Annotated in this window: 20 protein-coding genes and 1 pseudogene; 7 read left to right on the top strand and 14 right to left on the bottom strand. The window is 70.3% G+C overall.

Going from position 1 to position 22150, the window contains the following annotated elements; translation table 11 throughout:
* The 3 genes from G3I56_RS40910 to G3I56_RS40900 form a co-directional block, all read right to left on the bottom strand.
* Nucleotides 1-1463 (bottom strand): AAA family ATPase (locus G3I56_RS40910; RefSeq protein WP_164418322.1); only part of this gene is annotated, 1463 nt, incomplete at its 3' end.
* Between the two features lie 303 nt (nucleotides 1464-1766).
* A complete protein-coding gene (locus G3I56_RS40905; protein WP_006375438.1) occupies nucleotides 1767-1970 on the bottom strand; it encodes a hypothetical protein in 204 nt (67 codons plus the stop codon).
* A gap of 401 nt (nucleotides 1971-2371) precedes the next feature.
* Nucleotides 2372-2653 carry an acylphosphatase gene (locus tag G3I56_RS40900; protein WP_006375439.1) on the bottom strand — a complete coding sequence of 94 codons (282 nt, stop codon included), beginning with the start codon at nucleotides 2651-2653 and terminating at the stop codon, nucleotides 2372-2374.
* Nucleotides 2654-2795: 142 nt separating this feature from the next.
* Between G3I56_RS40900 and G3I56_RS40895 the strand changes: the two genes are divergently transcribed.
* Both G3I56_RS40895 and G3I56_RS40890 read left to right on the top strand, forming a co-directional pair.
* Nucleotides 2796-3950: a CAP domain-containing protein gene (locus G3I56_RS40895; RefSeq protein WP_164418320.1), complete on the top strand. Its 1155-nt coding sequence runs from the start codon at nucleotides 2796-2798 to the stop codon at nucleotides 3948-3950.
* A 94-nt stretch (nucleotides 3951-4044) separates the two neighbouring features.
* Nucleotides 4045-4437, top strand: a complete 393-nt coding sequence (locus tag G3I56_RS40890; RefSeq protein WP_164418324.1) for a helix-turn-helix domain-containing protein — start codon at nucleotides 4045-4047, stop codon at nucleotides 4435-4437.
* A 12-nt stretch (nucleotides 4438-4449) separates the two neighbouring features.
* Here G3I56_RS40890 and mutM read toward each other — a convergent pair whose 3' ends face one another.
* The 8 genes and pseudogenes from mutM to recG all read right to left on the bottom strand — a co-directional run bounded on the left by mutM (nucleotide 4450) and on the right by recG (nucleotide 11961).
* Nucleotides 4450-5310 (bottom strand): bifunctional DNA-formamidopyrimidine glycosylase/DNA-(apurinic or apyrimidinic site) lyase, encoded by an 861-nt coding sequence (mutM, locus tag G3I56_RS40885; RefSeq protein WP_164418318.1) that lies wholly within the window; start codon nucleotides 5308-5310, stop codon nucleotides 4450-4452.
* A 124-nt stretch (nucleotides 5311-5434) separates the two neighbouring features.
* Nucleotides 5435-6295, bottom strand: a complete 861-nt coding sequence (rnc, locus tag G3I56_RS40880; protein WP_343240209.1) for a ribonuclease III — start codon at nucleotides 6293-6295, stop codon at nucleotides 5435-5437.
* 7 nt (nucleotides 6296-6302) lie between these two features.
* Nucleotides 6303-6476, bottom strand: coding sequence for a 50S ribosomal protein L32 (gene rpmF, locus G3I56_RS40875; protein ID WP_007493396.1), 174 nt, complete (start codon nucleotides 6474-6476; stop codon nucleotides 6303-6305).
* 2 nt (nucleotides 6477-6478) lie between these two features.
* On the bottom strand, nucleotides 6479-7129 hold the full coding sequence (locus G3I56_RS40870; RefSeq protein WP_164418314.1) for a DUF177 domain-containing protein: 651 nt from the start codon (nucleotides 7127-7129) through the stop codon (nucleotides 6479-6481).
* 129 nt (nucleotides 7130-7258) lie between these two features.
* Nucleotides 7259-8329: an ATP synthase F0 subunit B gene (locus G3I56_RS40865; RefSeq protein WP_164418312.1), complete on the bottom strand. Its 1071-nt coding sequence runs from the start codon at nucleotides 8327-8329 to the stop codon at nucleotides 7259-7261.
* A 125-nt stretch (nucleotides 8330-8454) separates the two neighbouring features.
* Complete coding sequence (coaD, locus tag G3I56_RS40860) at nucleotides 8455-8934, bottom strand: pantetheine-phosphate adenylyltransferase (protein WP_343240210.1); 480 nt, start codon at nucleotides 8932-8934, stop codon at nucleotides 8455-8457.
* Nucleotides 8935-8960: 26 nt separating this feature from the next.
* Nucleotides 8961-9548 (bottom strand): annotated as a pseudogene (rsmD, locus tag G3I56_RS40855) (16S rRNA (guanine(966)-N(2))-methyltransferase RsmD); the annotation flags it as partial.
* Between the two features lie 184 nt (nucleotides 9549-9732).
* Nucleotides 9733-11961, bottom strand: coding sequence for an ATP-dependent DNA helicase RecG (gene recG / locus G3I56_RS40850; protein ID WP_164418308.1), 2229 nt, complete (start codon nucleotides 11959-11961; stop codon nucleotides 9733-9735).
* A 173-nt stretch (nucleotides 11962-12134) separates the two neighbouring features.
* Here recG and G3I56_RS40845 point away from each other — a divergent pair, with 173 nt between their 5' ends.
* Nucleotides 12135-13979 carry an HSP90 family protein gene (locus G3I56_RS40845; protein ID WP_164418306.1) on the top strand — a complete coding sequence of 615 codons (1845 nt, stop codon included), beginning with the start codon at nucleotides 12135-12137 and terminating at the stop codon, nucleotides 13977-13979.
* The gene (locus tag G3I56_RS40840) at nucleotides 13976-16927 is read left to right on the top strand and encodes a tetratricopeptide repeat protein (RefSeq protein WP_164418304.1); all 2952 of its coding nucleotides are present in this window, start codon (nucleotides 13976-13978) and stop codon (nucleotides 16925-16927) included. Before G3I56_RS40845 ends, G3I56_RS40840 begins: the two co-directional genes overlap by 4 nt.
* A 171-nt stretch (nucleotides 16928-17098) precedes the next feature.
* On the opposite strand, the gene G3I56_RS40835 is transcribed toward G3I56_RS40840, so the two are convergent.
* A complete protein-coding gene (locus tag G3I56_RS40835; protein ID WP_164418302.1) occupies nucleotides 17099-18826 on the bottom strand; it encodes a DAK2 domain-containing protein in 1728 nt (575 codons plus the stop codon).
* A gap of 277 nt (nucleotides 18827-19103) precedes the next feature.
* On the opposite strand from G3I56_RS40835, the gene rpmB reads away from it, so the two are divergent.
* The gene (gene rpmB, locus G3I56_RS40830; protein WP_006376789.1) at nucleotides 19104-19289 is read left to right on the top strand and encodes a 50S ribosomal protein L28; all 186 of its coding nucleotides are present in this window, start codon (nucleotides 19104-19106) and stop codon (nucleotides 19287-19289) included.
* Between the two features lie 123 nt (nucleotides 19290-19412).
* Here the strand turns inward: rpmB and thiD are convergent, their stop codons facing one another.
* The gene (thiD, locus tag G3I56_RS40825) at nucleotides 19413-20204 is read right to left on the bottom strand and encodes a bifunctional hydroxymethylpyrimidine kinase/phosphomethylpyrimidine kinase (RefSeq protein ID WP_164418300.1); all 792 of its coding nucleotides are present in this window, start codon (nucleotides 20202-20204) and stop codon (nucleotides 19413-19415) included.
* Entirely contained in the window at nucleotides 20201-21166 is a 966-nt protein-coding gene (locus G3I56_RS40820; RefSeq protein WP_164418298.1) for a thiamine-phosphate kinase, read from the bottom strand. Before G3I56_RS40820 ends, thiD begins: the two co-directional genes overlap by 4 nt.
* A 217-nt stretch (nucleotides 21167-21383) precedes the next feature.
* On the opposite strand from G3I56_RS40820, the gene G3I56_RS40815 reads away from it, so the two are divergent.
* Nucleotides 21384-21617: an Lrp/AsnC ligand binding domain-containing protein gene (locus tag G3I56_RS40815; protein WP_164418296.1), complete on the top strand. Its 234-nt coding sequence runs from the start codon at nucleotides 21384-21386 to the stop codon at nucleotides 21615-21617.
* Between the two features lie 20 nt (nucleotides 21618-21637).
* The gene (locus G3I56_RS40810) at nucleotides 21638-22138 is read left to right on the top strand and encodes a DUF3515 domain-containing protein (RefSeq protein ID WP_164418294.1); all 501 of its coding nucleotides are present in this window, start codon (nucleotides 21638-21640) and stop codon (nucleotides 22136-22138) included.
* Nucleotides 22139-22150 lie beyond the last annotated feature (12 nt).

Here is a 22150-nt window from a genome sequence, read left to right as displayed (position 1 = left end):
TGGCGGGCCTGGGTGGCGGCGCGCCGGCGTTCCGCCGCCGTGGCCGCCTCACGGGCCGCGGTGAGGGCCGCTTCCGCGTCGGCGAGGGCGGCCTTCGCCGTGTCGTGCCGCTCCGCCAGGTCCGCGTCGCCCGCGTCGAGGCCGTCCACCTCGGCCTGCAGGGTCTCGTACTCCTCCTGGGCCGCGACCGCCCGTTCCCGCGCCTCGTCGCGGGCGGCGGCGAGCCGGTCGATCTCGGCCTGGGCGCTCGCCGCACGCGACCGGGCGGCGTTGACCTGGCCGTTCAGCCGGGCCAGGCCCTCGCGGCGGTCGGCGATCGCGCGGGCCACGTCCTTCAGGCGCCGCTCTTCGACCGCGAGTCCGCGCTCCAGCTCGGCCCGGTGCTCGACCGTGTCCTCCAGCGCGTGTTCGGCCGCCTCCAGCGCCGCTTCCAGCTCGGCCTCCTGCTCACGGATGCGCGCGGCCTCGCGCTCCATGTCCTCGGGCTCACGTCCGCGCCGCTCATCGTCGGGGGCGGAGGTGGCGCTCTTCACGCGCGCGTCGGCCAGGGAGACGGTTCCGCGCACCCGTTCGGCGAGCTGGGACAGCTCGTACCAGGTCTGCTGCGCGCGCTGGAGGCGTGGCGTGAGCTGCCGTACCTCGTCCTCCAGCAGCGCCTCGCGCTGGAGGGCCTTCCTCAGCTCGGCCTCCGCCGCGTCCTTGCGTTCCTTGAGCGCGGCCTCGTCCGCGACCTCCGTCTGGAGGGCCCCCCGCAGTCGTACGAGATCGTCGGCGAGGAGCCGGAGCCGGGCGTCGCGCAGGTCCGCCTGGATGACCGCGGCCCGGCGCGCGACCGCCGCCTGCCGTCCCAGCGGCTTCAGCTGGCGCCGCAGTTCGTCGGTGAGGTCCTGGACGCGGGCGAGGTTCGCCTGCATCGCGTCCAGCTTGCGCAGCGCCTTCTCCTTGCGCTTGCGGTGCTTCAGTACGCCCGCCGCCTCCTCGATGAAGGCGCGGCGGCCCATCGGATCGGCGTGCAGTACGGAGTCCAGCTGGCCCTGGCCGACGATGACGTGCATCTCGCGGCCGATGCCGGAGTCGGACAGCAGCTCCTGGATGTCCAGCAGCCGACAGGTGTCGCCGTTGATCTGATACTCGCTGCCGCCGTTGCGGAACATGATCCGCGTGATGGTGACCTCGGCGTACTCGATGGGCAGCGCGCCGTCGGAGTTGTCGATGGTGAGGGACACCTCGGCGCGGCCGAGCGGCGGGCGCCCGGTGGTGCCGGCGAAGATGACGTCCTCCATCTTGCCGCCGCGCAGCGACTTGGCGCCCTGCTCGCCCATGACCCAGCTGAGCGCGTCCACGACATTGGACTTGCCCGATCCGTTGGGCCCCACGACACACGTGATGCCCGGTTCGAACCGGAGCGTGGTCGCCGAGGCGAACGACTTGAACCCTCGGAGGGTCAGGGCCTTGAGGTGCACGCCGCTGGACTCTACCTTCCGCCGGTATGTCACATGATGAACCCCTGGATACCCCCCGGCGGTTTCACCGATGAACGTGCAGGGCACATCAGACGTTAAAGAGAGTGGACACCTTCGGGAAGCAACCACTCTGGACCATGGGGGCGCAGACGGGCAGCACGGGGAAATAAAGAAGGGACGCCGAAGCGTCCCTTGCAATACTCTGGCCAAACTCCGACAGCTCAGCGGTTGATACCAACAGCTCGACCACTGGGTGCCTGGTGCGATGCGCGGTGCTGATGCAATGCGTTACGGATGCAGTGATCAGGTGAGCGCGGGCTCTGCCTGGCGTGCGTCGATGCTCTCGAGAAGCGAATCGTGAGAAGCGGCAGCCGTCAGCTCGTCGTTCTCGGCCTGGATGCGTCCGAGTTCGGATTCCAGGTCCTGTACGCGCTGCTGGAGCCGTCGCATCTCGGCGAGGAGTCGCGGGTCAGAGCCGCCGACGTAACCGAGAAGCGCCTTTGCCATGATGGATGGTCCTCCACACTGAGTGACCGACCGAAGCGGTGTGGGTCGTGAGGGAATCGCACCCGCGATGCTTGGCACTGTGCTGCTCTTGCTCGGGTTTTTGCTGCCGTTCTTACATGCCAAACAGCTAAGGTGCGCGGGGCTTTCAGAGTCTCACCAAAAAGTTTGACGGTCAACACGATCACGCCCTGTATTGGCGGGCGGCACGGGGCACGCGGCCTCTGGCGGGCGGCGCGGCGACTCCGGCGGGGCCCGAGGGCCTGGCGACAAGCGTTTTCTGCGGAGCCTGCCACGACCTGCCCTTCTTGGCAACCACCAGGCAGTTTCCACCGTGGACAGGCGCGCGCGGCATGTCGCGGCATGCCTACGGAGTGCCGCCCGGGCCGCTTCACAGAACCGCCTCAGCGGATGGCGAACCCGTCATAGATCCGGCGAGGTGTGTCCCAGATCTCGGTGACGCCGTCCACGCGGCCGGGCGTGTCGTCACCGCGCAGCCAGTCGAGCAGTCCTTCGCAGCCCTGACGCGTGCCTTCCGCGACCACTTGCACACGTCCATCGTCCAAATTGAGAGCAAAACCACTCAGCCCGCCGATCTCCAGCGCCCTGGCCCGCGTGAACCAGCGGAAACCCACGCCCTGGACGCGTCCGCGCACCCAGGCGACCAGTCGTACATCCTCGTTCATGGATGCACGCTAACGGGCCAATGTCTCTCTGAGCACTTCCTCCACTTGCGCCATGGGGTACCGTCCCCACCCAACGAATCTCATATGAAACTCACTCGTTCGAGTGAGTAATCCTGACCGCAAGGACGAGGAAGGCCAAAACATGGGACGCCACCGACGCTCCGCCGCCGGAAGCGCCACCACAGGTCGCGCCACGGGGGTCACGGAAACATACGATTCGGACACGGGAGGTTATGGATCCGGCCACGGACCGTACGACCCCGCTGTCCCACACACCCCTCACACCGCGTACAGCACGCTGTGGGAGGACGCGCCCACCACGGTGGGCATCGCCTCGTATCTGAACCCCGAGGCGCACTCCGACGCATATGCGACGAGCGACGCCTACCTCTTCGCCCCGGACGCCACGGGCGCCCACACGACGATGAACGGCGACGGCCCCTTCGCCGGACCCGGGAACGGTGGCACCCGTCGGCGCCGCAAGAAGCGGTCGTCCCGGCCGGTTCGTACGGGCCTGCTGGGCGTCTCCGCAGCGGTCGCCCTGGGTACCGTCGCAGTCGCCACGGGCGTACTGCCCGGCGGTGACAAGTACACGGTCGGTGGAAGCAGCAGCGGCGACAAGGTGCAGGCCGCGGACTCCCCGACGAATGCCGAGACCCAGCAGGGCGGCACATCCGGCAACGCCGACGAGGACCGCGACAGCGGTACGTCGACGAGCCGCGACGCGGACCGCGACACGTCACCCTCCTCGCCGTCCCCCTCGCAGTCGACCGCGTCGGCCGCCCCGACGACCAAGGCCCCGCCGAAGAAGTCGGCGGTCACGCCCAGCGAGGCACCGAAGACGACTCCGTCACCCACTCCGACACAGACGAAGGAGACGTCGAGGCAGCAGACCTCCGCCCCCATCACGGTGTCCGCGCAGGCCGCCGCCGAGGCGGAGGTGCTCCAGCTCGTCAACGAGGAGCGGGCGAAGGTCGGCTGCAGCGCGGTGTCCGCGAACAGCGCGCTGCGGGACCTGGCGGAGGCGTTCAGCGAGGACATGGCCGCCCGGGACTTCTTCGACCACACCGACCCCGACGGTCTCTCGCCCTGGGACCGGGCGGACAAGGCCGGCATCACCAGCCTCGGCGGCGAGAACATCGCCCGGGGCCAGGCCGACGCGGCCGCGGTGATGGAGGCCTGGATGAACAGCCCCGGTCACAAGGCGAACATCCTGAACTGCGACTTCAAGACCCTGGGAGTGGGCGTCCACCTCGGCACGGGCGGCCCTTGGTGGACGCAGGACTTCGGCTACTGACCAGCACAGATGTCCGGGCCACCTGAAGCTTGCACTAACTACTGGTTAGCGCAATCTTCAGGTAAGCGCTGCGCTCGCGTACGCTGGGTTCATGATGAACGCCACGGAGGAGCAGCCCCTCCCCTACGACGTGTTCGCCAAGGCCTGTCCGTCGCGCGGCACGCTGGAGCACGTCACGGGTCGTTGGGGCGCGCTCACACTCGGCGCCCTGCAGGAGGGCTCGCTCCGCTTCAACGAGCTGCGCCGCCGCGTCGACGGTGTGAGCGAGAAAATGCTCTCCCAGACCCTCCAGGCCCTGGAGCGCGACGGCCTGGTCCACCGCGAGGCCCAGCCGACGAACCCGCCCCGCGTGGACTACGAGCTGACGACTCTGGGCCGCGAGGTCGCCGAACGGCTGCTGACTCTCATCCACTTCGTGGAGGGGCGAATGGACTCCGTACTGGCAGCACGCGAGAAGTACGACGAGGCACGCGCCCCTCGCCGGTAGAACCCGCCCTGTCTACGCCGAAACGCGCGGCGCCCGCTGGCACTTCGGGCAGAAGTAGCTGGACCGGTTCATCCAGGGGCGACGGAACATCGGCGTCGCACAGCGCTTGCAGGGCAGCCCCTCGCGTCCGTACGCGTCGAGCGAGCGGTCGAAGTATCCCGATTCGCCATTGACGTTGACGTACAGACTGTCGAAACTCGTGCCGCCCACGTCCAGCGCGGCGTTCATCACGTCCCGTACGTGGCCCAGGAGTTCGGCTGTGTGCGGGCGGGTGAAGCCCGAGGTCGGACGTTCGTAGTGCACGCGGGAGCGCCAAAGGGCCTCGTCCGCGTAGATGTTGCCCACGCCACTGATCAACGACTGGTCGAGCAGGGCCCGTTTGATGGTCGTACGCTTCCGGCGCAGCGCCTGATGGAAGGCCTCGTCGTCGAACAGCGGGTCGAGGGGATCGCGCGCGATGTGGGCGATGACGTCGGGCAGCCCGTCGGGAGTGTTGTCGTGCAACGACAGCCCACCGAAAGTGCGTTGGTCGACGAAGCGCAGCTCGGTGGCCAGGTCGTCGGCGAAGCGGACGCGAATACGAAGATGCTTCTCATCGGTGGCCTCGTGCGGCTGCACCAGAAGCTGCCCACTCATCCCGAGATGCGCGAGCACGGACTGCCCGGTGTCCTCCAACGGCAGCCACAGATACTTCCCACGCCGGCTGGGCGTGCCGATGCGATGCCCTTTGAGCCGATGCGCGAAGTCATCGCCCCCGGCAACATGCCGCCGCACGGCCCGAGGATGCAACACCTCGGCGTCAGCAACGGTCCGTTGAGCAACCCACCGAGCCAGTCCCCGCCGTACAACCTCGACTTCAGGCAACTCGGGCATGGAAACCCCCTGTTGTTAGGGGCGCGGGGAACTGCGCGACAAGCACCAACGGACCCGCGGCCAAAGAACAACCGAAAAACACCAGTGCCCGTCCCGCCAGGGACAGGCACTGGTGCACGCAACTTCAGGCAGACGTGGAGGAAGACGCCTCAGCGTCATCCTCAACAGGCTCAGGTACAGGCACCGCAGCCTCAGCCGCGGCCACAGCCACCGCCTCCGCGGCAGCGACCTTCGCACGTTCATCCGCATCCGCACGGATGGAACGCCAGGCCGATTCCGCGGCCTGCTGCTCCGCCTCCTTCTTGCTGCGGCCGGTGCCGGTGCCGTACGAGACGCCTCCGACGCGGGCGGCAGCAGTGAAGGTCTTCTCGTGGTCCGGGCCGGTCTCCGTGACCAGGTACTCGGGCACGCCGAGCCCTTCGGTCGCGGTGAGCTCCTGGAGACTGGTCTTCCAGTCCAGGCCGGCACCGAGGTTCGAGGATTTCTCGATCAGCGGGTCGAAGAGACGGTGGACGAGTTCGCCCGCCGCGTCGAGACCCTGGTCGAGATAGACAGCGCCGATCACCGCTTCAAGGGTGTCGGCGAGGATGGACGCCTTGTCCCGCCCGCCCGTGCCCTCTTCACCCCGGCCGAGCCGGATGAAGGAGCCGAGTTCGAGCCCACGGCCCACCTCCGCGAGCGCACGAGAGTTGACCACCGCGGCCCGCAGCTTGGCCAACTGGCCTTCTGGGAGGTCGGGGTGGGTGCGATACAGCGTGTCCGTGACCACCAGACCGAGCACGGAGTCCCCGAGGAACTCCAACCGCTCGTTGGTGGGCAGACCGCCGTTCTCGTACGCGTACGAACGATGGGTCAGCGCACGCACCAGAAGGGCGGACTCAAGCTGGTAGCCGAGCCGCCCTTCCAGAAGCGTGTGGGAGAAGGCTGTGTCCGCCTTTTTCTTGGCGGTCGAGTCCGCCTGGGCGTCAGACATTGAGCCTCTCACCGGCCGCTCAGACCTCGAGGACCTGGCGCTTGTTGTAAGTGCCGCAAGACGGGCACGCGATGTGCTGCAGCTTGGGCTCGTGGCAGCGCTCGCACGCAACCAGGGTGGGGACCGCAGCCTTCCACTGCGACCGGCGGTGGCGCGTGTTGCTGCGCGACATCTTCCGCTTCGGAACAGCCACGGCTACTTCTCCTGCTTCTCGTCGACGCCGGCTTTCGCTTCGGCGTCGCTGATCTCGTCCTTCTCGCCGGGTTCGAGTGAACCTACGAGTCCCTGCAGTGCCGCCCAACGAATGTCGACGGCGTCATGGTGGTGTTCCGGGTCGTCAGCCAGTCGCGCTCCACACTCGGAGCACAGACCGGGACAGTCTTCCTGGCACACCGGCTGCATCGGCAGTGCGAGCACCACCGCATCACGCAGTACGGATTCGAGGTCGAACAAGCCGTCCTCGATGAAGAGCACGTCCTCGTCGTCCTCGGCGTCGTCGGCCGGCTCCGCCTTTACGCGGCCCCGGTCGTCGGCGTCAGGGTACGAGAACATCTCCTGGAAGTCCGCTGTGAGCTCCTGCTCGAGCGGCTCCAGACACCTTACGCACTCCCCCTTGGCCCGTGCACGGGCGGTGCCTGTGACAAGCACACCTTCCATGACCGACTCCAGGCGGAGTTTGAGCACCATCGGCGTACCTTCCGGCACTCCGATGACTCCCTGGATCCCGAGATCCTTGGGAGCGTCGATCTCGCGGGTCAGGCGCTGCAGCGCGCCAGGACGCCGACCCAGTTCGTGCGTGTCGAACACGAGAGGGTTGCGGTGGTCGAGGCGGGCGTTCAGAGCCATTCCTGCTTTCGATCTTCGATGCTCGGCTGCTCGTCTTCCGGGCAGCGGTGATCGCAGAGGTACACGCGACCGAAGAGCCAGGATACTGGACCTTCCGCCAACGGCCCAATCCGGTCCCTGTACGGGCATTCACTGCCCGCCGCGCCCCTGTTCGTAGGCGCGCAGCTGCTCGGCGCTGATCATGCCGGTGTCGAAGAGGCTGGTCTCGTCGAGGGCGTGCGCCTGCTGCTGTTGCTGCTCCGGCTGGGCGTATCCCTGCTGGACCTGGGCAGGGTCGTAGGCGGCCTGCGAGCCGTCGTACGCCTGGTAGGCATACGGGTCGGCGGACTGGTAGCCGTACTGGTCCTGCTGCGGGGCGTACGCCTGCTGGTAGCCGCCGTAGGGGTCGGCGGGCTGCTGGTAGCCGTACTGGTCCTGCTGGCCGTACTGCTGCTGGGCCGGGATCTCCGCCACCTGGGGCTGTTCGCCGAGGGAGTCCGGGGAGTCGGCGAGGTCGGCCAGGTAGTCGGCGTCGCTGGTGTGCTGCCTGGGGGTGCCGTCGTCGTCCTGGTCGAGGGAGCCGAGCTCGTCGCTCGCGATGCGGCCGTGCAGGGTCTGCCGGCCGCGGCCGACCGCCTCGAGGGTCTTGGCGAGGACCGCCTCGAAGGCGCCGAGCTTCACGTCGACGTATTTGTCGGCGTTGACGCGCAGGGTCTCGGGGTCGTGGCTGCGCTCGGGGGCGTCCTCGTCCTCGTACCCCTGGTCGTCGAGGCCGGGGCCGGTGCCGAGGAGCTTCTCCCGGCCGCGGCCGACCGAACCGAGGGTCTTGGTGAGGACGACCTCGAAGTTGGCGAGCTTGGAGTCGACGTAGTCGTCGGCCTCGGCGCGGACGTCCTCGGCCTCCTTGCGGGCCTCGGCGAGGATGCGGTCGGCCTCGCTCTGGGAGCGGCGGGCGACCTCCGTGTCCGAGATCAGGGAGCCTCGCTCCTCGTGCGCGGTCCGGATGATCCGGTCGGCCTCCTGGCGGGCCTGATCGACCATCTGGTCCCGGTCGCCGATCAGCTCCTGCGCCTGCGCGAGGGAGCCGGGCAGAGCCGCGCGCACCTCTTCCAGCATCGCGAGCAGGTCGGCGCGGTTGACCACGCACGAGGCCGACATGGGCATCGACCGGGCACTGGAGACCGAGGAGACGATCTCGTCGAGCTTCTTCTGCACGTCCACCGTGTGCTCGCCACTCTCTACAGCTGTGATGAAGACGGACGGGTCGACTGTACGACTCCGCCGACCCGACCGACACCGAGTGACTGCTTGCCAGTTCTTCGTCAGTCGGTTCGCCAGTCGGTTCGTCAGTCCCTCTTGAGGCGCCCGTCGAGAGCTTCCAGGACGAGCGGCGGCACGAGGTGGGAGACGTCCCCGCCCCAGGCGGCGACCTCCTTGACGAGCGACGAGGAGAGGAAACTGTAGGTGGGGTTGGTCGGCACGAAGAGCGTCTCGACGCCGGACAGCCCGTTGTTCATCTGGGCCATCTGGAGTTCGTAGTCGAAGTCGCTCACGGCGCGCAGGCCTTTGACGATGGCCGGGATGTCGCGCTGCTTGCAGAAGTCGACGAGGAGGCCGTGGAAGGACTCGACCCGGACGTTTCCGAACTCGGCGGTGACCTGGCGGATCAGGTCGATCCGTTCGTCGACCTCGAAGAGGCCCTTCTTGGATTTGTTGATCATGACCGCGACATAGACCTCGTCGTACAGACGGGAGGCGCGGGAAATGATGTCGAGGTGTCCGTTGGTGATCGGGTCGAACGACCCGGGACAGACGGCGCGGCGCACTAGTGATCCCTCGCTCTCCGGTCCGGTCATCGTGCGTCTTCGCACGTAGAGGCGGCGCGACCGTACCAAAACGTTCCCTCGCCGTAGCGACGGGACCGGAGCGCTTCGAAGCCGTCCGGCCACGGGAATTCACCGCCTCTGGTGCTGCGCTCCACGGTGACGAGGGCTTCGGCCGCGAGCCAGCCCCCGGCCCGGAGTGTGAGCAGAATCTCCCGAAGATCGTCGTCCGGAACGGCGTACGGCGGGTCGAGGAAGACGATGTCGTACGGCTGGGTGGCAGCCGTCTGAACAACCTGTTCCGTCTTGCCCGCCCGGACCTCGGCGCCGGGCAGCCCGAGCGCCTTCACGTTCTCGCGGACGATGCGGGCGGCGCGGGCGTCGGCCTCCACGAGCAGGGTGTGCCCGGCACCGCGGCTGAGCGCCTCCAGGCCGACGGCTCCCGATCCGGCGTACAGGTCGAGGACCCGCTCGCCGTCCAGGGGGCCGCCGAGGAGGGCCTGCCAGGTGGAGAAGAGGCCCTCTCGGGCGCGGTCCGAGGTGGGGCGCGTGCCTGTTCCCGGCGGGACGGCTAGGCGGCGTCCGCCGGCTGTGCCGGCGATCACGCGGGTCATCTGGGGGTCCTTGTTCGACGGATTCGAGGGGTGGGTGCGGGTTCAGTTTGGCAGGCGGGGTGGGGGTGCGTTGTGTTGTCCGGCGGGTGCGGGTTCGTTGTGGCTTGTCGCGCAGTTCCCCGCGCCCCTGGGGCGCCCCTGCGGGGCTGCCTTCAGGACGAGCCCCAAAGCCCGGCGACAAAGTGCCTCACCCCTTGTCCAAGTACTGCTCCCTCTCCTCGTCCAGTAGCGAGTCCAGGGCTGTACGCAGGCCCGGGAGGTTGTCCAGGTCCGGGTCTGCGGCGACCACGGCCGCCGCCTCCTCCCTCGCCTCCGCGATGATCTCCTCGTCGTCGATGACGGTGAGCATCCGCAAGGATGTGCGGGCGCCGGACTGGGCCTGGCCCAGGACATCGCCCTCGCGGCGTTGTTCGAGGTCGATGCGGGACAGTTCGAAGCCGTCGAGGGTGGCGGCGACGGAGTTGAGACGCTGGCGGGCGGGGCTCGCCTCGGGCATCTCGCTGACCAGGAGGCAGAGACCGGCGGCGGAGCCGCGGCCGACGCGGCCCCGGAGCTGGTGGAGCTGGGAGACACCGAAGCGGTCGGCGTCCATGATCACCATCACGGTCGCGTTGGGCACGTTGACGCCGACCTCGATGACCGTGGTGGCCACCAGGACGTCCGTATCCCCGGCGGCGAAGCGGCGCATCACCGCGTCCTTGTCGTCGGGGTGCATACGGCCGTGCAGGATCTCGACCTTCAGCCCCTGGAGAGGGCCCCGGGTGAGTTGTTCCGCCATCTCCACGACGGCGAGCGGCGGGCGTTTCTCGGCCTCGTCCTCGGGTGACTTCTTCTTGCCGGCCTTCTTCGGGTCGTCCTCCTCGTCTCCGATACGGGGGCAGACCACGTACGCCTGATGCCCATTACCCACCTCCTCGCGCACGCGCTCCCACGCGCGCGCCAGGAAATGGGGTTTGTCGGCGGCCGGGACGACATGGCTGGCGATGGGCAGGCGCCCTGCGGGGAGTTGGTCCAGGACCGACGTCTCCAGGTCGCCGAAGACCGTCATGGCGACCGTGCGCGGAATCGGCGTGGCCGTCATGACGAGCAGGTGTGGGGGCTGTTTGCCCTTGCCGCGCAGGGCGTCACGCTGTTCGACGCCGAACCGGTGCTGTTCGTCGACGACGACCAGCCCCAGGTCGTGGAACTGGACCTTGTCCTCGATCAGCGCGTGCGTGCCGATCACGAGCCCCGCCTCACCGGTGACGAGGTCCAGCAGCGCCTGGCGACGGGCGGCGGTGCCCATGGAGCCGGTCAGGAGGACCACCTTGGTGGCCCGGTCGGCGCCGCCGAGCATCCCGCCCTCCGCCAACTCCCCCATCATCTCGGTGATCGACCGGTGGTGCTGCTGGGCGAGCACCTCGGTGGGCGCGAGCATCGCGGCCTGCCCGCCCGCGTCGACGACGGTGAGCATGGCTCGGAGGGCCACCATCGTCTTGCCGCTTCCGACCTCTCCCTGCAGCAGCCGGTGCATCGGGTGTTCAGCCGCCAGGTCGTCGAAGATCTCCTTGGAGACCTTCTGCTGGCCCTCCGTGAGGGTGAAGGGGAGTTTCGCGTCGAAGGTGGTGAGGAGGCCGTCCGGGGACGGTCTGCGGGGTACCGCCGGGAGTTGGGCGTCCGCGTGGCGGCGGCGGGCCAGGGCGACCTGGAGGACGAAGGCCTCGTCCCACTTGAGGCGGTCGCGGGCGGACTCGATGTCCGCCTTGGTGTGGGGGCGGTGGATCTTCAGGAGGGCTTCGGGGAGGGTAGCCAGGCCCCGGCCCTCCCGGAGGGAGTCCGGAAGGGGGTCGACGGCCTCCTGGGCACTCGGGAGGACCGTCTGGACAGCCTTGGCGATCTTCCAGGACTCCAGTTTCGCGGTGGCCGGGTAGATCGGGATCAGGGCGCCCGCCCAGGAGTCGACCGCCTCCGTCGCCTCGTCGGTGTCGCCGTGCAGCAACTCGTACGCCGGATGGGCCAGCTGGAGACGGCGGTTGAAGACCGAGGCCTTGCCCGCGAACAGTGCGCGGGTGCCCGGGAGGAGGTCCTTGTGGGGTTTGTGGACTCCGTGGCCGAAGAAGACCAGCTGGAGCCGGCCGCTGCCGTCCGTGATGGTGACTTCCAGGCGCTGGCCCTTGCCCCGGGGGGCCTTGGAGGACGCGAAGGTGTGCAGCCGCGCGTCGGCCACCTGGGCGACCACCGTCACGTGCTCGTCCATGGGGAGGTCGGCCAGGTGGGTGAGCTGGCCTCGCTCCTCGTACCTGCGCGGATAGTGGTGCAGGAGGTCGCCGACGGTGTGCAGGCCGAGGTGCTCGGCCATCACCTTCGCGGTGGCGGGGCCGAGCACTGACTTCAGCGGCTGTTTCAGTGGTTCTTCCAGTGCGGGCACGAGATCCATTGCACACCACACCACTGACATTGCCGTATACATACTGGGAATCCGCTGGTCAGACGGCTCCTTCCGGGCCTAGGATGGCGCGCCCCCGGCCATCCCCCGCGGTCACCGCCTCACCGGTACCGCCCGACCCCGCGCCGTCGCCAGAACCTGGTCCCCCCTCCGGCGCTGCGACGATGGACTCCCAGACCTCACAGGCATCCCAGTCACCGCATACGTTCCAGGTCGACCTGCGCGGCCTCGTGGACCTGCTCTCCCATCACCTCTACTCCAGCCCCAGGGTCTATCTGCGCGAGCTGCTGCAGAACGCCGTGGACGCGATCACCGCCCGGCGCGCCGAGCAGCCCGACGCCCCTGCGCGGGTGCGGCTGTACGCGGAGGGCGGCACCCTGCGGGTCGAGGACTCCGGGGTCGGCCTCACCGAGGCGGACGTGCACAACCTTCTCGCGACCATCGGCCGCAGTTCCAAGCGGGCGGATCCGGGCGGCATCCAGGAGGCACGTTCGGAGTTCCTCGGCCAGTTCGGCATCGGGCTGCTGGCCTGTTTCGTCGTGGCCGAGCGGATCAGGGTCGTCAGCCGCAGCGCCCGTACGCCGGATGCGCCCCCCGTGGAGTGGACGGCCGCGGACGACGGTTCGTACACCGTGCGTACGCTGGCCGACGACGCCCGGCCCGAACCGGGCACGACCGTGCACCTGGTGGCGCGGCCCGGGGCCGGCGAGTGGCTCACCGAGGAGCGTGTGCTGGCGCTGGCGCGGGACTTCGGGTCGCTGCTGCCGTACGACGTGCGGGTGGGCGACGAGGCGGTCACCGATCTGCCGGCGCCCTGGAACCGCCCGTATCCGTCGCCCGCCACCCGGAGGGTGGCTCTCCAGCGGCACTGTCACGACCTGTTCGGGTTCACGCCGCTGGACTCGATCGACCTGGACGTGCCGCTCGCGGGGATCCGCGGGGTGGCGTACGTCCTGCCGTCGTCGGTGAGTCCGGCGCAGCGCGCCAGTCACCGGGTGCATCTGAAGGGCATGCTGCTCACCGAGCGGGCCGAACAACTGCTGCCCGACTGGGCGTTCTTCGTGCGGTGCGTGCTCGACACCGACAGCCTGCGGCCGACGGCTTCGCGCGAGTCGCTGTACGAGGACGAGACGCTGGCCGCCGTACGGGAGGCGCTGGGCGAAAGGATTCGCTCCTGGCTCACCGGGCTCGCCGCCGGTGATCCGGAACGGCTGGCCGCGTTCCTTTCGGTGCACCATCTGGGCGTCAAGTCGCTGGCCAGGCACGACAAGGAGATGCTGCGCACGATGCTGCCGTGGCTCCCCTTCGAGACGACCGACGGGCAGCTGTCCCTGGAGGAGTTCGCGCAGCGGCACCCGGTGGTGCACTTCACCCGCACCGTCGAGGAGTACCGGCAGGTCGCGCCGATCGCGTCCGCGCAGGGCGTCGGTGTCGTCAACGGCGGCTACACGTACGACAGTGAGCTGATCGAGGCGCTGCCGTCGGTGCGGCCGGGGACCGTGGTCGCCGAGCTGGACGCCGACACCGTGACCGCCCACCTGGACGCGGTCGACCCGGCCGAGGAGCTGGCCCTGGCGGCCTTCCTGGGGGCCGCCCGCGCCAAACTCGACCCCCTGGGGTGCGATGTCGTCCTGCGCGCCTTCCACCCGCTGTCGGTGCCCGCGCTGCACCTGGACGACCGGGCGGCCCGGCACGAGCAGGCGCGCGCGGAGGCCGAGGAGCGGGCCGACGACCTGTGGGCCGGCATCCTCGGCTCGCTGCGGGGCAGCACCCCGCGCGCGCGGCTGGTGCTCAACCATCTCAACCCGCTGATCCGGAGGATCAGTTCGCTGGAGGACCGGGAACTGATCGGCACCGCCACGGAGTCCCTGTACGGGCAGGCCCTGCTCATGGCGCAGCGCCCGCTGCGGCCCGCGGACTCCGCACTGCTGAACCGTGCGTTCATCGGCCTCCTGGAGTGGGCCACCCACAGCGATCCCACGGAGCCCACTGAGGACGGCCGGCGATGAGCGAGATCAAGGACTTCGACGCCCTCCGCGAGGCCATGGCGCTGAACTCGGAGCAGCCGGAGGGACCGGCCCGCAACGCGCGCGCGGAGCAGCTGCTGGCCGAGGCCGAGAAACTGAACATCCCGCTCGCCGTGATCGAGGCGCTCGGGCACCAGCTGAAGGCCTACAACTACAGCTCCGAGAAGGACCGGATGTTCGTCCCCTTCGCGCGTCTGCTGCGCATGTGGGACGAGCGGCCCGAGGAATTCGACGAGTACGAGGTCCACACGCTGCACTGGGTCTTCAAGTGGATGACCACGGGCATGCTGGACCAGCCGCACATCCCGCTGGCCTCCATCGAGAAGTGGCTCGGCGAGATGGAGCACCGCTACCGGCTCGCCGGGCACTCCGAACGGGCCGTGCGCGGCGCCGAGTTCAGTGTGGCCGCGCATGTCGGCGACCTGCCGCGGGCCGAACGGGCGTACGCCGCCTGGCTGTCCGCCGACCGCGACAGCATGGCCGACTGCCACGCCTGCGAACTGCACAGCCAGGGCTGGTGGCAGACCGAGCGGGGCGCGGACGCCGAGGCGATCGACCTGTGGCGGCCGGTCCTGGAGGGCGAGTTCACCTGCGCCCACGAACCGCACACCGTCCTGGCGTCCTCGCTGGCCCCGCTGCTGCGCCTGGGCCGCCTGGACGAGGCCCGCGCGCATCATCTGCGGGGCTTCCGGCTGGTGCGGCCCATGGAGAGCATGCGGGGCGCGTACGCGGACCACGTCGAGTTCTGCGCGCTGACCGGCAACGAGGCTCGCGGCCTGGAACTGCTCGCCGAGCGCCCCGCGTACTTCACGGACTCCGGACAGCCCCGCAGCCAGATGGACTTCCTGGCCGCCGTGACCCTTCTCATGGACCGGCTGACCGCCATGGGAATGGGCGCCCAGTCGGTGCCCGGACCGGCCGAGCGCGACTGGACCGCCCGCGAACTCGCCGTCCACGCGCGCGAGGAGACCCTTTCCCTGTCCGCGCGCTTCGACCTGCGCAACGGCACGTCGTACGTCGGCGAAGCCATCCGCGCGCGCATGGCCCAGGCTCCGCTGGTGGACCGGCTGCCGCTGGGCGTGCGGGCGGCGAGGGGCGTCCCCGCGCCCCGCCGGGCGCCCGCCGAGTCCATGGCGACCCCGGACGCGGTCGAGAAGCCGGCCGACGCCCCGGGCGACCTGTCCGCGCTGCTCGCCGACGCGCGCCGGATGTCGGACGGGCTGCTTCCGCACGCGATGGAGGCGTGGGCGGCCGTCTGGCGGGCCGCCGAGGGCGTGGACCTACCGGCGGCCGACCGGGCGGAGATCGTCGATCACAGGGCCATGGAGGGCGGCCCTGAGGGCATCGCGCTCTTCGAGCGGGCCGCCGAGTTGTACGCCGAGGCGGGCGACCCCGGTGAGGCTCTGGCCGCCCGGGCCCGCGCCGCGTACGCACGCGCCCTGGAGGGCGACATCGACGCGGCCCTGACGGCCGTTTCCGAGCCGTACGAGGAGGTCCTCGCGCTCTACTCCGACGAGAGCACCGGCGTGCGGCAGGCCGCGGCCGTCCTGATGGGTCGCGCCCGCATCCTCATGCGGCAGGTCGAGGAGGACGGCACCGACCAGGTCCTGGCCGCCGCCGAGAACGCCGTACGGGAGCTGCTGGCGCTCGTCGACGGGCACGCCGGGGACGATGTGCGGCTCGCCTCACGCGGCGCGGAGGCACAGGCCATGCTCGGCGAACTGGCGACGCGCACCGGGGATCTGGAGGGTGCCGCGGAGCTGTTCGGGTGGGCCACGGAGGCCTTCGTCGCGGCGGGGCTGCCGTGGTTCGCGGTGGAGTACGAGGCCCGGCTGGCCGGACTCGCCCACCACCTCGGCGACACCGCCGGGGCCGAACGGGCGCTGCGGGGAGCCCTGGAGCACGGCGGGGCGTATCTGGAGGCGGCGGGCCAGGCCCAGTTGAACCTGCAGCTCGCCGAGATCCTCGGCGCGCGCGACGAGGTCTCCGAGGCCGCGGACCGCGCTCTGGAGGCCGCGCACTGGGCCGACGAGGCGGGCGAGGGCCCGACCCTGGGCGCCTGGGCCCGGCATCTGCTCGGCGGTTTCCTGCTGCGGCAGGGCCGGTGGGCGGAGGCGGCCGAGGTACTGGAGTCGGCGCTGCCCGACCTCGGCACCGAGACGCACGGCGACGGAGCGGTCGTACAGACACTGTGGTGGCTCGGCGACTGTCTGGGCGAGCTGGGCGAGCACCGTGAGTCCGCCGAACGCCGTTTGAGGGCTGCGGAGATCGCGCGGCACTGGCCCGAGCAGCAGGACCACGCGACGCTCGCCCACCTCGCCGCCGAGTCCCTCGGTCAGGCCGGGCTGCCCGCCGAGGCCGACCAGGCCTACGAACGCGCGGGCGAGCTGTGGCGTTCGCTCGGCAACGTGCACGGCCTGGTGCGTGCCCTGCGCGCCCGCGCGTGGCTCGCGCTGCGGATGGAGGCGGGCCTCGACGGGGCCCGGCAGCGGATGGCGGAAGCGGTCCGGGAGTGCGCGCAGGCTCTGGCCGAGGCGGAGGAGCTGGAGTCCCGGGAGCAGCTCGGCGCGGAACTCGCCCACACCCACCGCCAGTTCGGCGACATGCTGGCCCGCTCCGCCGCCGAGGACGCCGAGGACGGCGCGATCGAGGCCGCGTTCGAGACGGCACTGGCCCAGATGACGAAGGCGATCGCCGTGTTCTCCTCCCTCGGCGAGGAGGGCCTGCACGGCCGCACCGGCGCCGAACTGGCCGCCGGCTGGCTGGAGGCGGACCTGAGCCGCCCCTCGGAGGCGGCGGCACGCGCGCGCGGGGTGCTGATCGCGTACGAGAACTTCGAGGCCTACGAGGAGGAGGCAGAAACGGTTCAGTCCCGACGGGCCGAGGCGGAACAGATGCTCCAGCTCATGGAAGAGCAGGAATCCGACTAGGTCCAGGCATATTCAGCCCGTCTGGGGGCCCCCTCTGGGGGAGTTTGAGGACGAGGCCCGTTCAGGGCCGAAGCGGGGGTCTGGGGGCGGCAGCCCCCAGTGGGGGTCCCCCCCTCTGGGGGAGGGACGGGTAGGGGCGGCGGGGGCGAAACCCTCCTGCGCGCACCCTTCTCACTCCACCCCGATGAGCAGCAACGCCCCCTGGCGTCCCCCCCGGTACACCACGGTGTCGACAGCGAGGTACCCCTCCCGCACCCGCGCTTCGAGGTGCGCGGCGATCGACTCGGGCGCCTCGTCGCCGAGGACGAGGGTGACCATCTCGCCGCCCGCCTGGAGCATGCGGTCGATGACCGCCTCCGCGGTGGCCGTGACGTCCGAGCCGATCACGGCGACGTCGCCGTCGATGAGGCCGAGGACGTCACCGGTCTGGCAGATACCCGCCATCGTCCAGGACTGCCGTTCCGCGACGGCGAGTTCGGCGTAGCGGGTCGCACCGGCCGCCGAGGTCATCGCGACGACGTCCTCGTCGAACCGGCGTTCCGGTTCGTGCACGGCGAGCGCGGCGATGCCCTGGACCGCCGAACGGGTCGGGATCAGTGCCACCCGGATGCCCTCCGTGCGGGCCTGCTCGGCCGCCGCGGCGGCGGTGTGGCGCAGGTCGGCGTCGTTGGGCAGCAGCACGACCTCACGCGCGTGGGCCCGCCGTACGGCCTCGACGAGCTCCCCGCTCGCAGGTGGCTCCCCGGGCCGCGCGAGCACGGTCGTGGCGCCGGCCTCGCCGTACAGCCCGGCCAGCCCCACCCCGGGCACGACGGCCACGACGGCCCGCTGCACCCGCTCCCGGGGCGGCCGTCCGACGCCACCGGTGTGTACGTCACCGATCCCGAAGTGCGTGATCCGGATCCGGTACGGCCGCCCTGCCTCGACGCCGGCCTCCACGGCGGCGCCCGCGTCGTCGACGTGGACGTGCACGTTCCACAGTCCGTCGCCCCCGACCACCACGAGCGAGTCCCCGAGCCGGTCCAGCCGCTCCCGGAGCCGGCCGACGGCCGCGTCCTCGGCCTCCAGGAGGTAGATGACCTCGAAGGCGGGCCCGGAGTCGTCGTCCGCGCACTCGTCCGGTCCGCCGGGAGCCGACGCCGGGGCCACCGCCGACCGAACCGGCACGCGCACGCGTGCCGCCCCCGCAACCCCCGTCGCGCCACCTCCGGGCACCTCCCCCGTGAACGTCTCCACCAGTGCCCCGAGCACCGCCACCAGGCCCCGCCCGCCCGCGTCGACGACGCCCGCGCGCCCCAGGACGGCCAGCTGGCCGGGGGTGGCGGCCAACGCGGCCGAGGCACCCTCGTACGCCGCTCTGGCCACCGTCCCGCAGTCGCCCTGGGCCTCCGTCGCGGCGTCGGCGGCGGCCGAGGCGACCGTGAGGACCGTGCCCTCGACCGGGTGGGCCACGGCCTGCCGGGCGGCGTCGGCCGCGTGCCGCAGAGCCAGGCACAGGCCGGGGCCGTCGATGTGGGCGCTCTCGCCGTCCGCTTCGGCGGCCAGCACCTGGGCCATGCCGCGCAGCAGCTGCGCCAGGATCGTGCCGGAGTTGCCGCGCGCCCCTATCAGCGCGCCGTGGGCCATGGCCCGGGTCGCGTCGGCCAGCGTGGGAACCGCGGGAGCCCCGGAGGTACCACCCGGCCCGGCCCCTGCCTCATGCCCCGCGAAGGCGGCCTCGACCGCCGCGCACGCCGACTCCAGTGTCAGATACAGGTTGGTGCCGGTGTCCCCGTCGGCGACCGGATAGACATTGATCGCGTCGATCTCCTCGCGCGCCCGCCCGAGCGCGGCCAGCGCGAGTCCGCACCAGGTGCGGACCGCGAGAGCATCGAAGAATGTCTGCGGCACCTGCGGCACCTGCGCCTCCCTGAGCTGCTGGACGTGGCACGCAGCGTAGACCCCGGGTGAATGCGGGGTGGCCCGGGGCCTGGAGTGAAGCCCTGATCAGCCATGGTAGTTTCGTTGTATCGGCGCAGTCGTTGTATGCTGCTCCGGTTGCCCGATCGAGAAGGCCATCCCAGATGGTCGTCGCACATCGGGCCTTCTCCCTGGCACTGCCACTCAGATCCTCTGATCCTGATCTCGGCGTGCCGGGATCAACCCGTAAGAGCATCTGAAGTCTTTGGAGTGACCCGTGGCTGCCAACTGCGACGTCTGCGGCAAGGGGCCGGGCTTCGGCAACAGCATCTCCCACTCGCACCGCCGTACACCCCGTCGCTGGAACCCGAACATCCAGCGCGTACGTACCGTGGTCAGTGGGACGCCGAAGCGCGTGAACGCTTGCACCTCGTGCATCAAGGCCGGCAAGGTCTCGCGCTGACGATCAGCTAGCGCGCGGCCACTGCTGGTTCGCTGCACAGAGCCGGTCCACCTCGGTGGACCGGCTTTTTGCCGTACCCGCAGCACGCGAGTCACGTCACACCACACGAGCCACAGAAGTCGGCTACGCCCGCAACCGCCACCCGTGATCCACCGGCCCGATCCCGCCCCCCAGCGCGAACCCGGCCGCGATCGCCCCCGTGACGTACTCCTTCGCCGCCGCCACCGCCGCAGGCACCGACTCACCCTTCGCCAGCCCCGACGCGATGGCCGACGCCAGCGTGCAGCCCGTGCCGTGCGTGTGCCGGTTGTCGTGACGCGGGGCGCGCAGCCAGTGCTCCTCGGACCCGTCCGTGAGCAGGTCGACGGCCTCGCCCGGCAGATGGCCGCCCTTGATCAGCGCCCACTTCGGCCCGTACGCCAGCACGGCCGCCGCGGCCTCGCGCAACTCTTCCTCCGACGCGACCCGTACGCCCGTGAGCTGGGCCACCTCGTCGAGGTTCGGGGTCGCCACGGTCGCCAGCGGCAGCAGTTTCACGCGTACGGAATCCAGTGCGGACGCGGCCAGCAGCGGGTCCCCGTGCTTGGAGACGCCCACCGGGTCGACGACCACCGGCACGTCCGTGGCCGCGATCAACTCGGCGACCGCCTCGACCAGTTCGGCCGAGGCGAGCATCCCGGTCTTCACCGCGCTCACGCCTATGTCGTCGACGACACTGCGGAACTGGGCCCGCACCGCCTCCACCGGCAACTCCCAAACGTCCTGTACGCCGAGGGAGTTCTGCGCGGTGACCGCCGTGAGCACGCTCATGCCGTGCACCCCGAGCGCCAGCATCGTCTTCAGGTCGGCCTGGATCCCGGCGCCGCCGCCGGAGTCGGAGCCCGCGACCGTCAGGACGCGCGGGAGCGCGGTCACGACTCGATGTCCGCGAAGTGGTCCCAGCCGCCCTTGCTGGTCCACGGCGCCCCGTCGACCGTCACCTGGGGCAGCGCCGACGGGTTGAGGACCTCGCCGATCACCTTCCAGCGGGCCGGCAGCTTCACGTCCGGCGGGAAGGTCGCCACGATCGCGTGGTCCTCGCCCCCGGTGAGTACCCACTGCATGGGGTCGACGCCGACGGCCTGCCCGATGTCGTTCATCTGGGTGGGGATGTCGATCGCACCCGAACGGATGTCGATACGGACCTTGCTGGCCTCCGCGATGTGCCCGAGGTCGGCGATCAGCCCGTCACTCACGTCGCACATCGCGGTCGCGCCGAGGCCGGCCGCGGCGGGGCCCGCGTGGTACGGCGGTTCGGGGCGACGGTGGGCCTCGACGAAGGCGCGCGGCGAGCGGAAGCCGCGCGAGAGCACCGCGTATCCGGCCGCCGACCAGCCCAGCCAACCCGTCACTGCGACGACGTCACCGGGCCGGGCACCACCCCGGATGACCGGCTCGTGGTTGCGCAGATCGCCGAGCGCGGTGATGGAGACCATGATCGTGTCCCCTCGTACGACATCACCGCCGACCACGGCGGCGCCCGCGACCTGGGCCTCGTCCCGCAGGCCGTCCATCAGTTCGACGGGCCAGGTGACCGGGAGTTCGGCAGGGACGACCAGGCCGAGGAGCAGCGCGGTCGGTACCGCACCCATGGCGGCGATGTCCGCGAGGTTCTGGGCGGCTGCCTTGCGGCCCACGTCGTACGCGGTGGACCAGTCCCGGCGGAAGTGCCGCCCTTCCAGAAGGATGTCGGTGCTCGCCACGACCCTGCGGTCGGGCGCGGCGACCACGGCGGCGTCGTCGCCGGGGCCGACCCGGACCGCCGGGGTGGTGGTGAGCCGGGAGGTGAGCTCCCTGATGAGCCCGAACTCCCCCAGTTCGCCCACAGTGCCCTTCATAGTCGTACGTCCCCTTCTGGTGCTGTCCCCGTTGCTGTCCCTGCCCGGTCGCGAGGCCACGCGGACCTCTGTACGGTCGAGGTGACCGTCAACCTGTGCTGCGTGTGCACCCCTGTGCGGGTTCCCGGTCGCCGCGGGTCTCCCCGTGGCGCGTGGCGACGCGATACCGTGGCGTTCCTTTTCCCCACATGATCCTCGTGGCCGCCCTGGAGGTTCCGTGGTACAGGCGTACATCCTGATCCAGACCGAGGTCGGTAAAGCTTCGACCGTCGCCGAGACGATCAGCAAGATTCCGGGGGTGACCCAGGCCGAGGACGTGACAGGACCGTACGACGTGATTGTGCGCGCCCAGGCCGACACCGTGGACGATCTCGGCCGCCTGGTGGTCGCCAAGGTCCAGCAAGTGGACGGCATCACCCGCACTCTTACCTGCCCGGTGGTGCACTTGTAGCCCCCGTCTACCCTGTGCCGGTGAACTTCTTCCGTCACCGGCCGCTCGCTCTGCCCGTGCTCACGCTGTTGATCGTCGTCACGGGCTGCTCCTCAGCAGACGACAGCGCCGCGGTCACGGTTCCCGAGCCGGACGGGAAGGCCACGAAGCTGTGCCGGAACCTGGACAAGGCACTGCCGGCGAAGGTGGACGGCATGGGCCGCGACGACCCCGAGCCCCGGTCCGCACTGACCGCGGGCTGGGGCAGCCCGGCGATCATACTGCGCTGCGGTGTCGTACGGCCGCCCAAGATGACGGACCCCAAGGTCGCCTCAGGATCCGATCCGAAGGCGGTCGCCGGTGAGGTGAACGGGGTCGGGTGGCTGATGGAGAAGCGGGACGACGGGTCGTCCCGCTTCACTACTTCGTCGCGGCTTGCCTATGTGGAGGTGACTGTCCCGTCGGGGAGGGACACCTCGGGGGCGCTTGTTGATCTGGCTGCCGCCATTAAGAAGACGGTGCCTGAGGGGATTGCCGACTAGGCGCCGTATTCG

The organism is Streptomyces sp. SID12488 (assembly GCF_010548275.1).
Lineage (GTDB): Bacteria > Actinomycetota > Actinomycetes > Streptomycetales > Streptomycetaceae > Streptomyces.
Note: the sequence above shows the minus strand (reverse complement) of the source record. Positions and strands in the feature narration are given on the sequence as shown.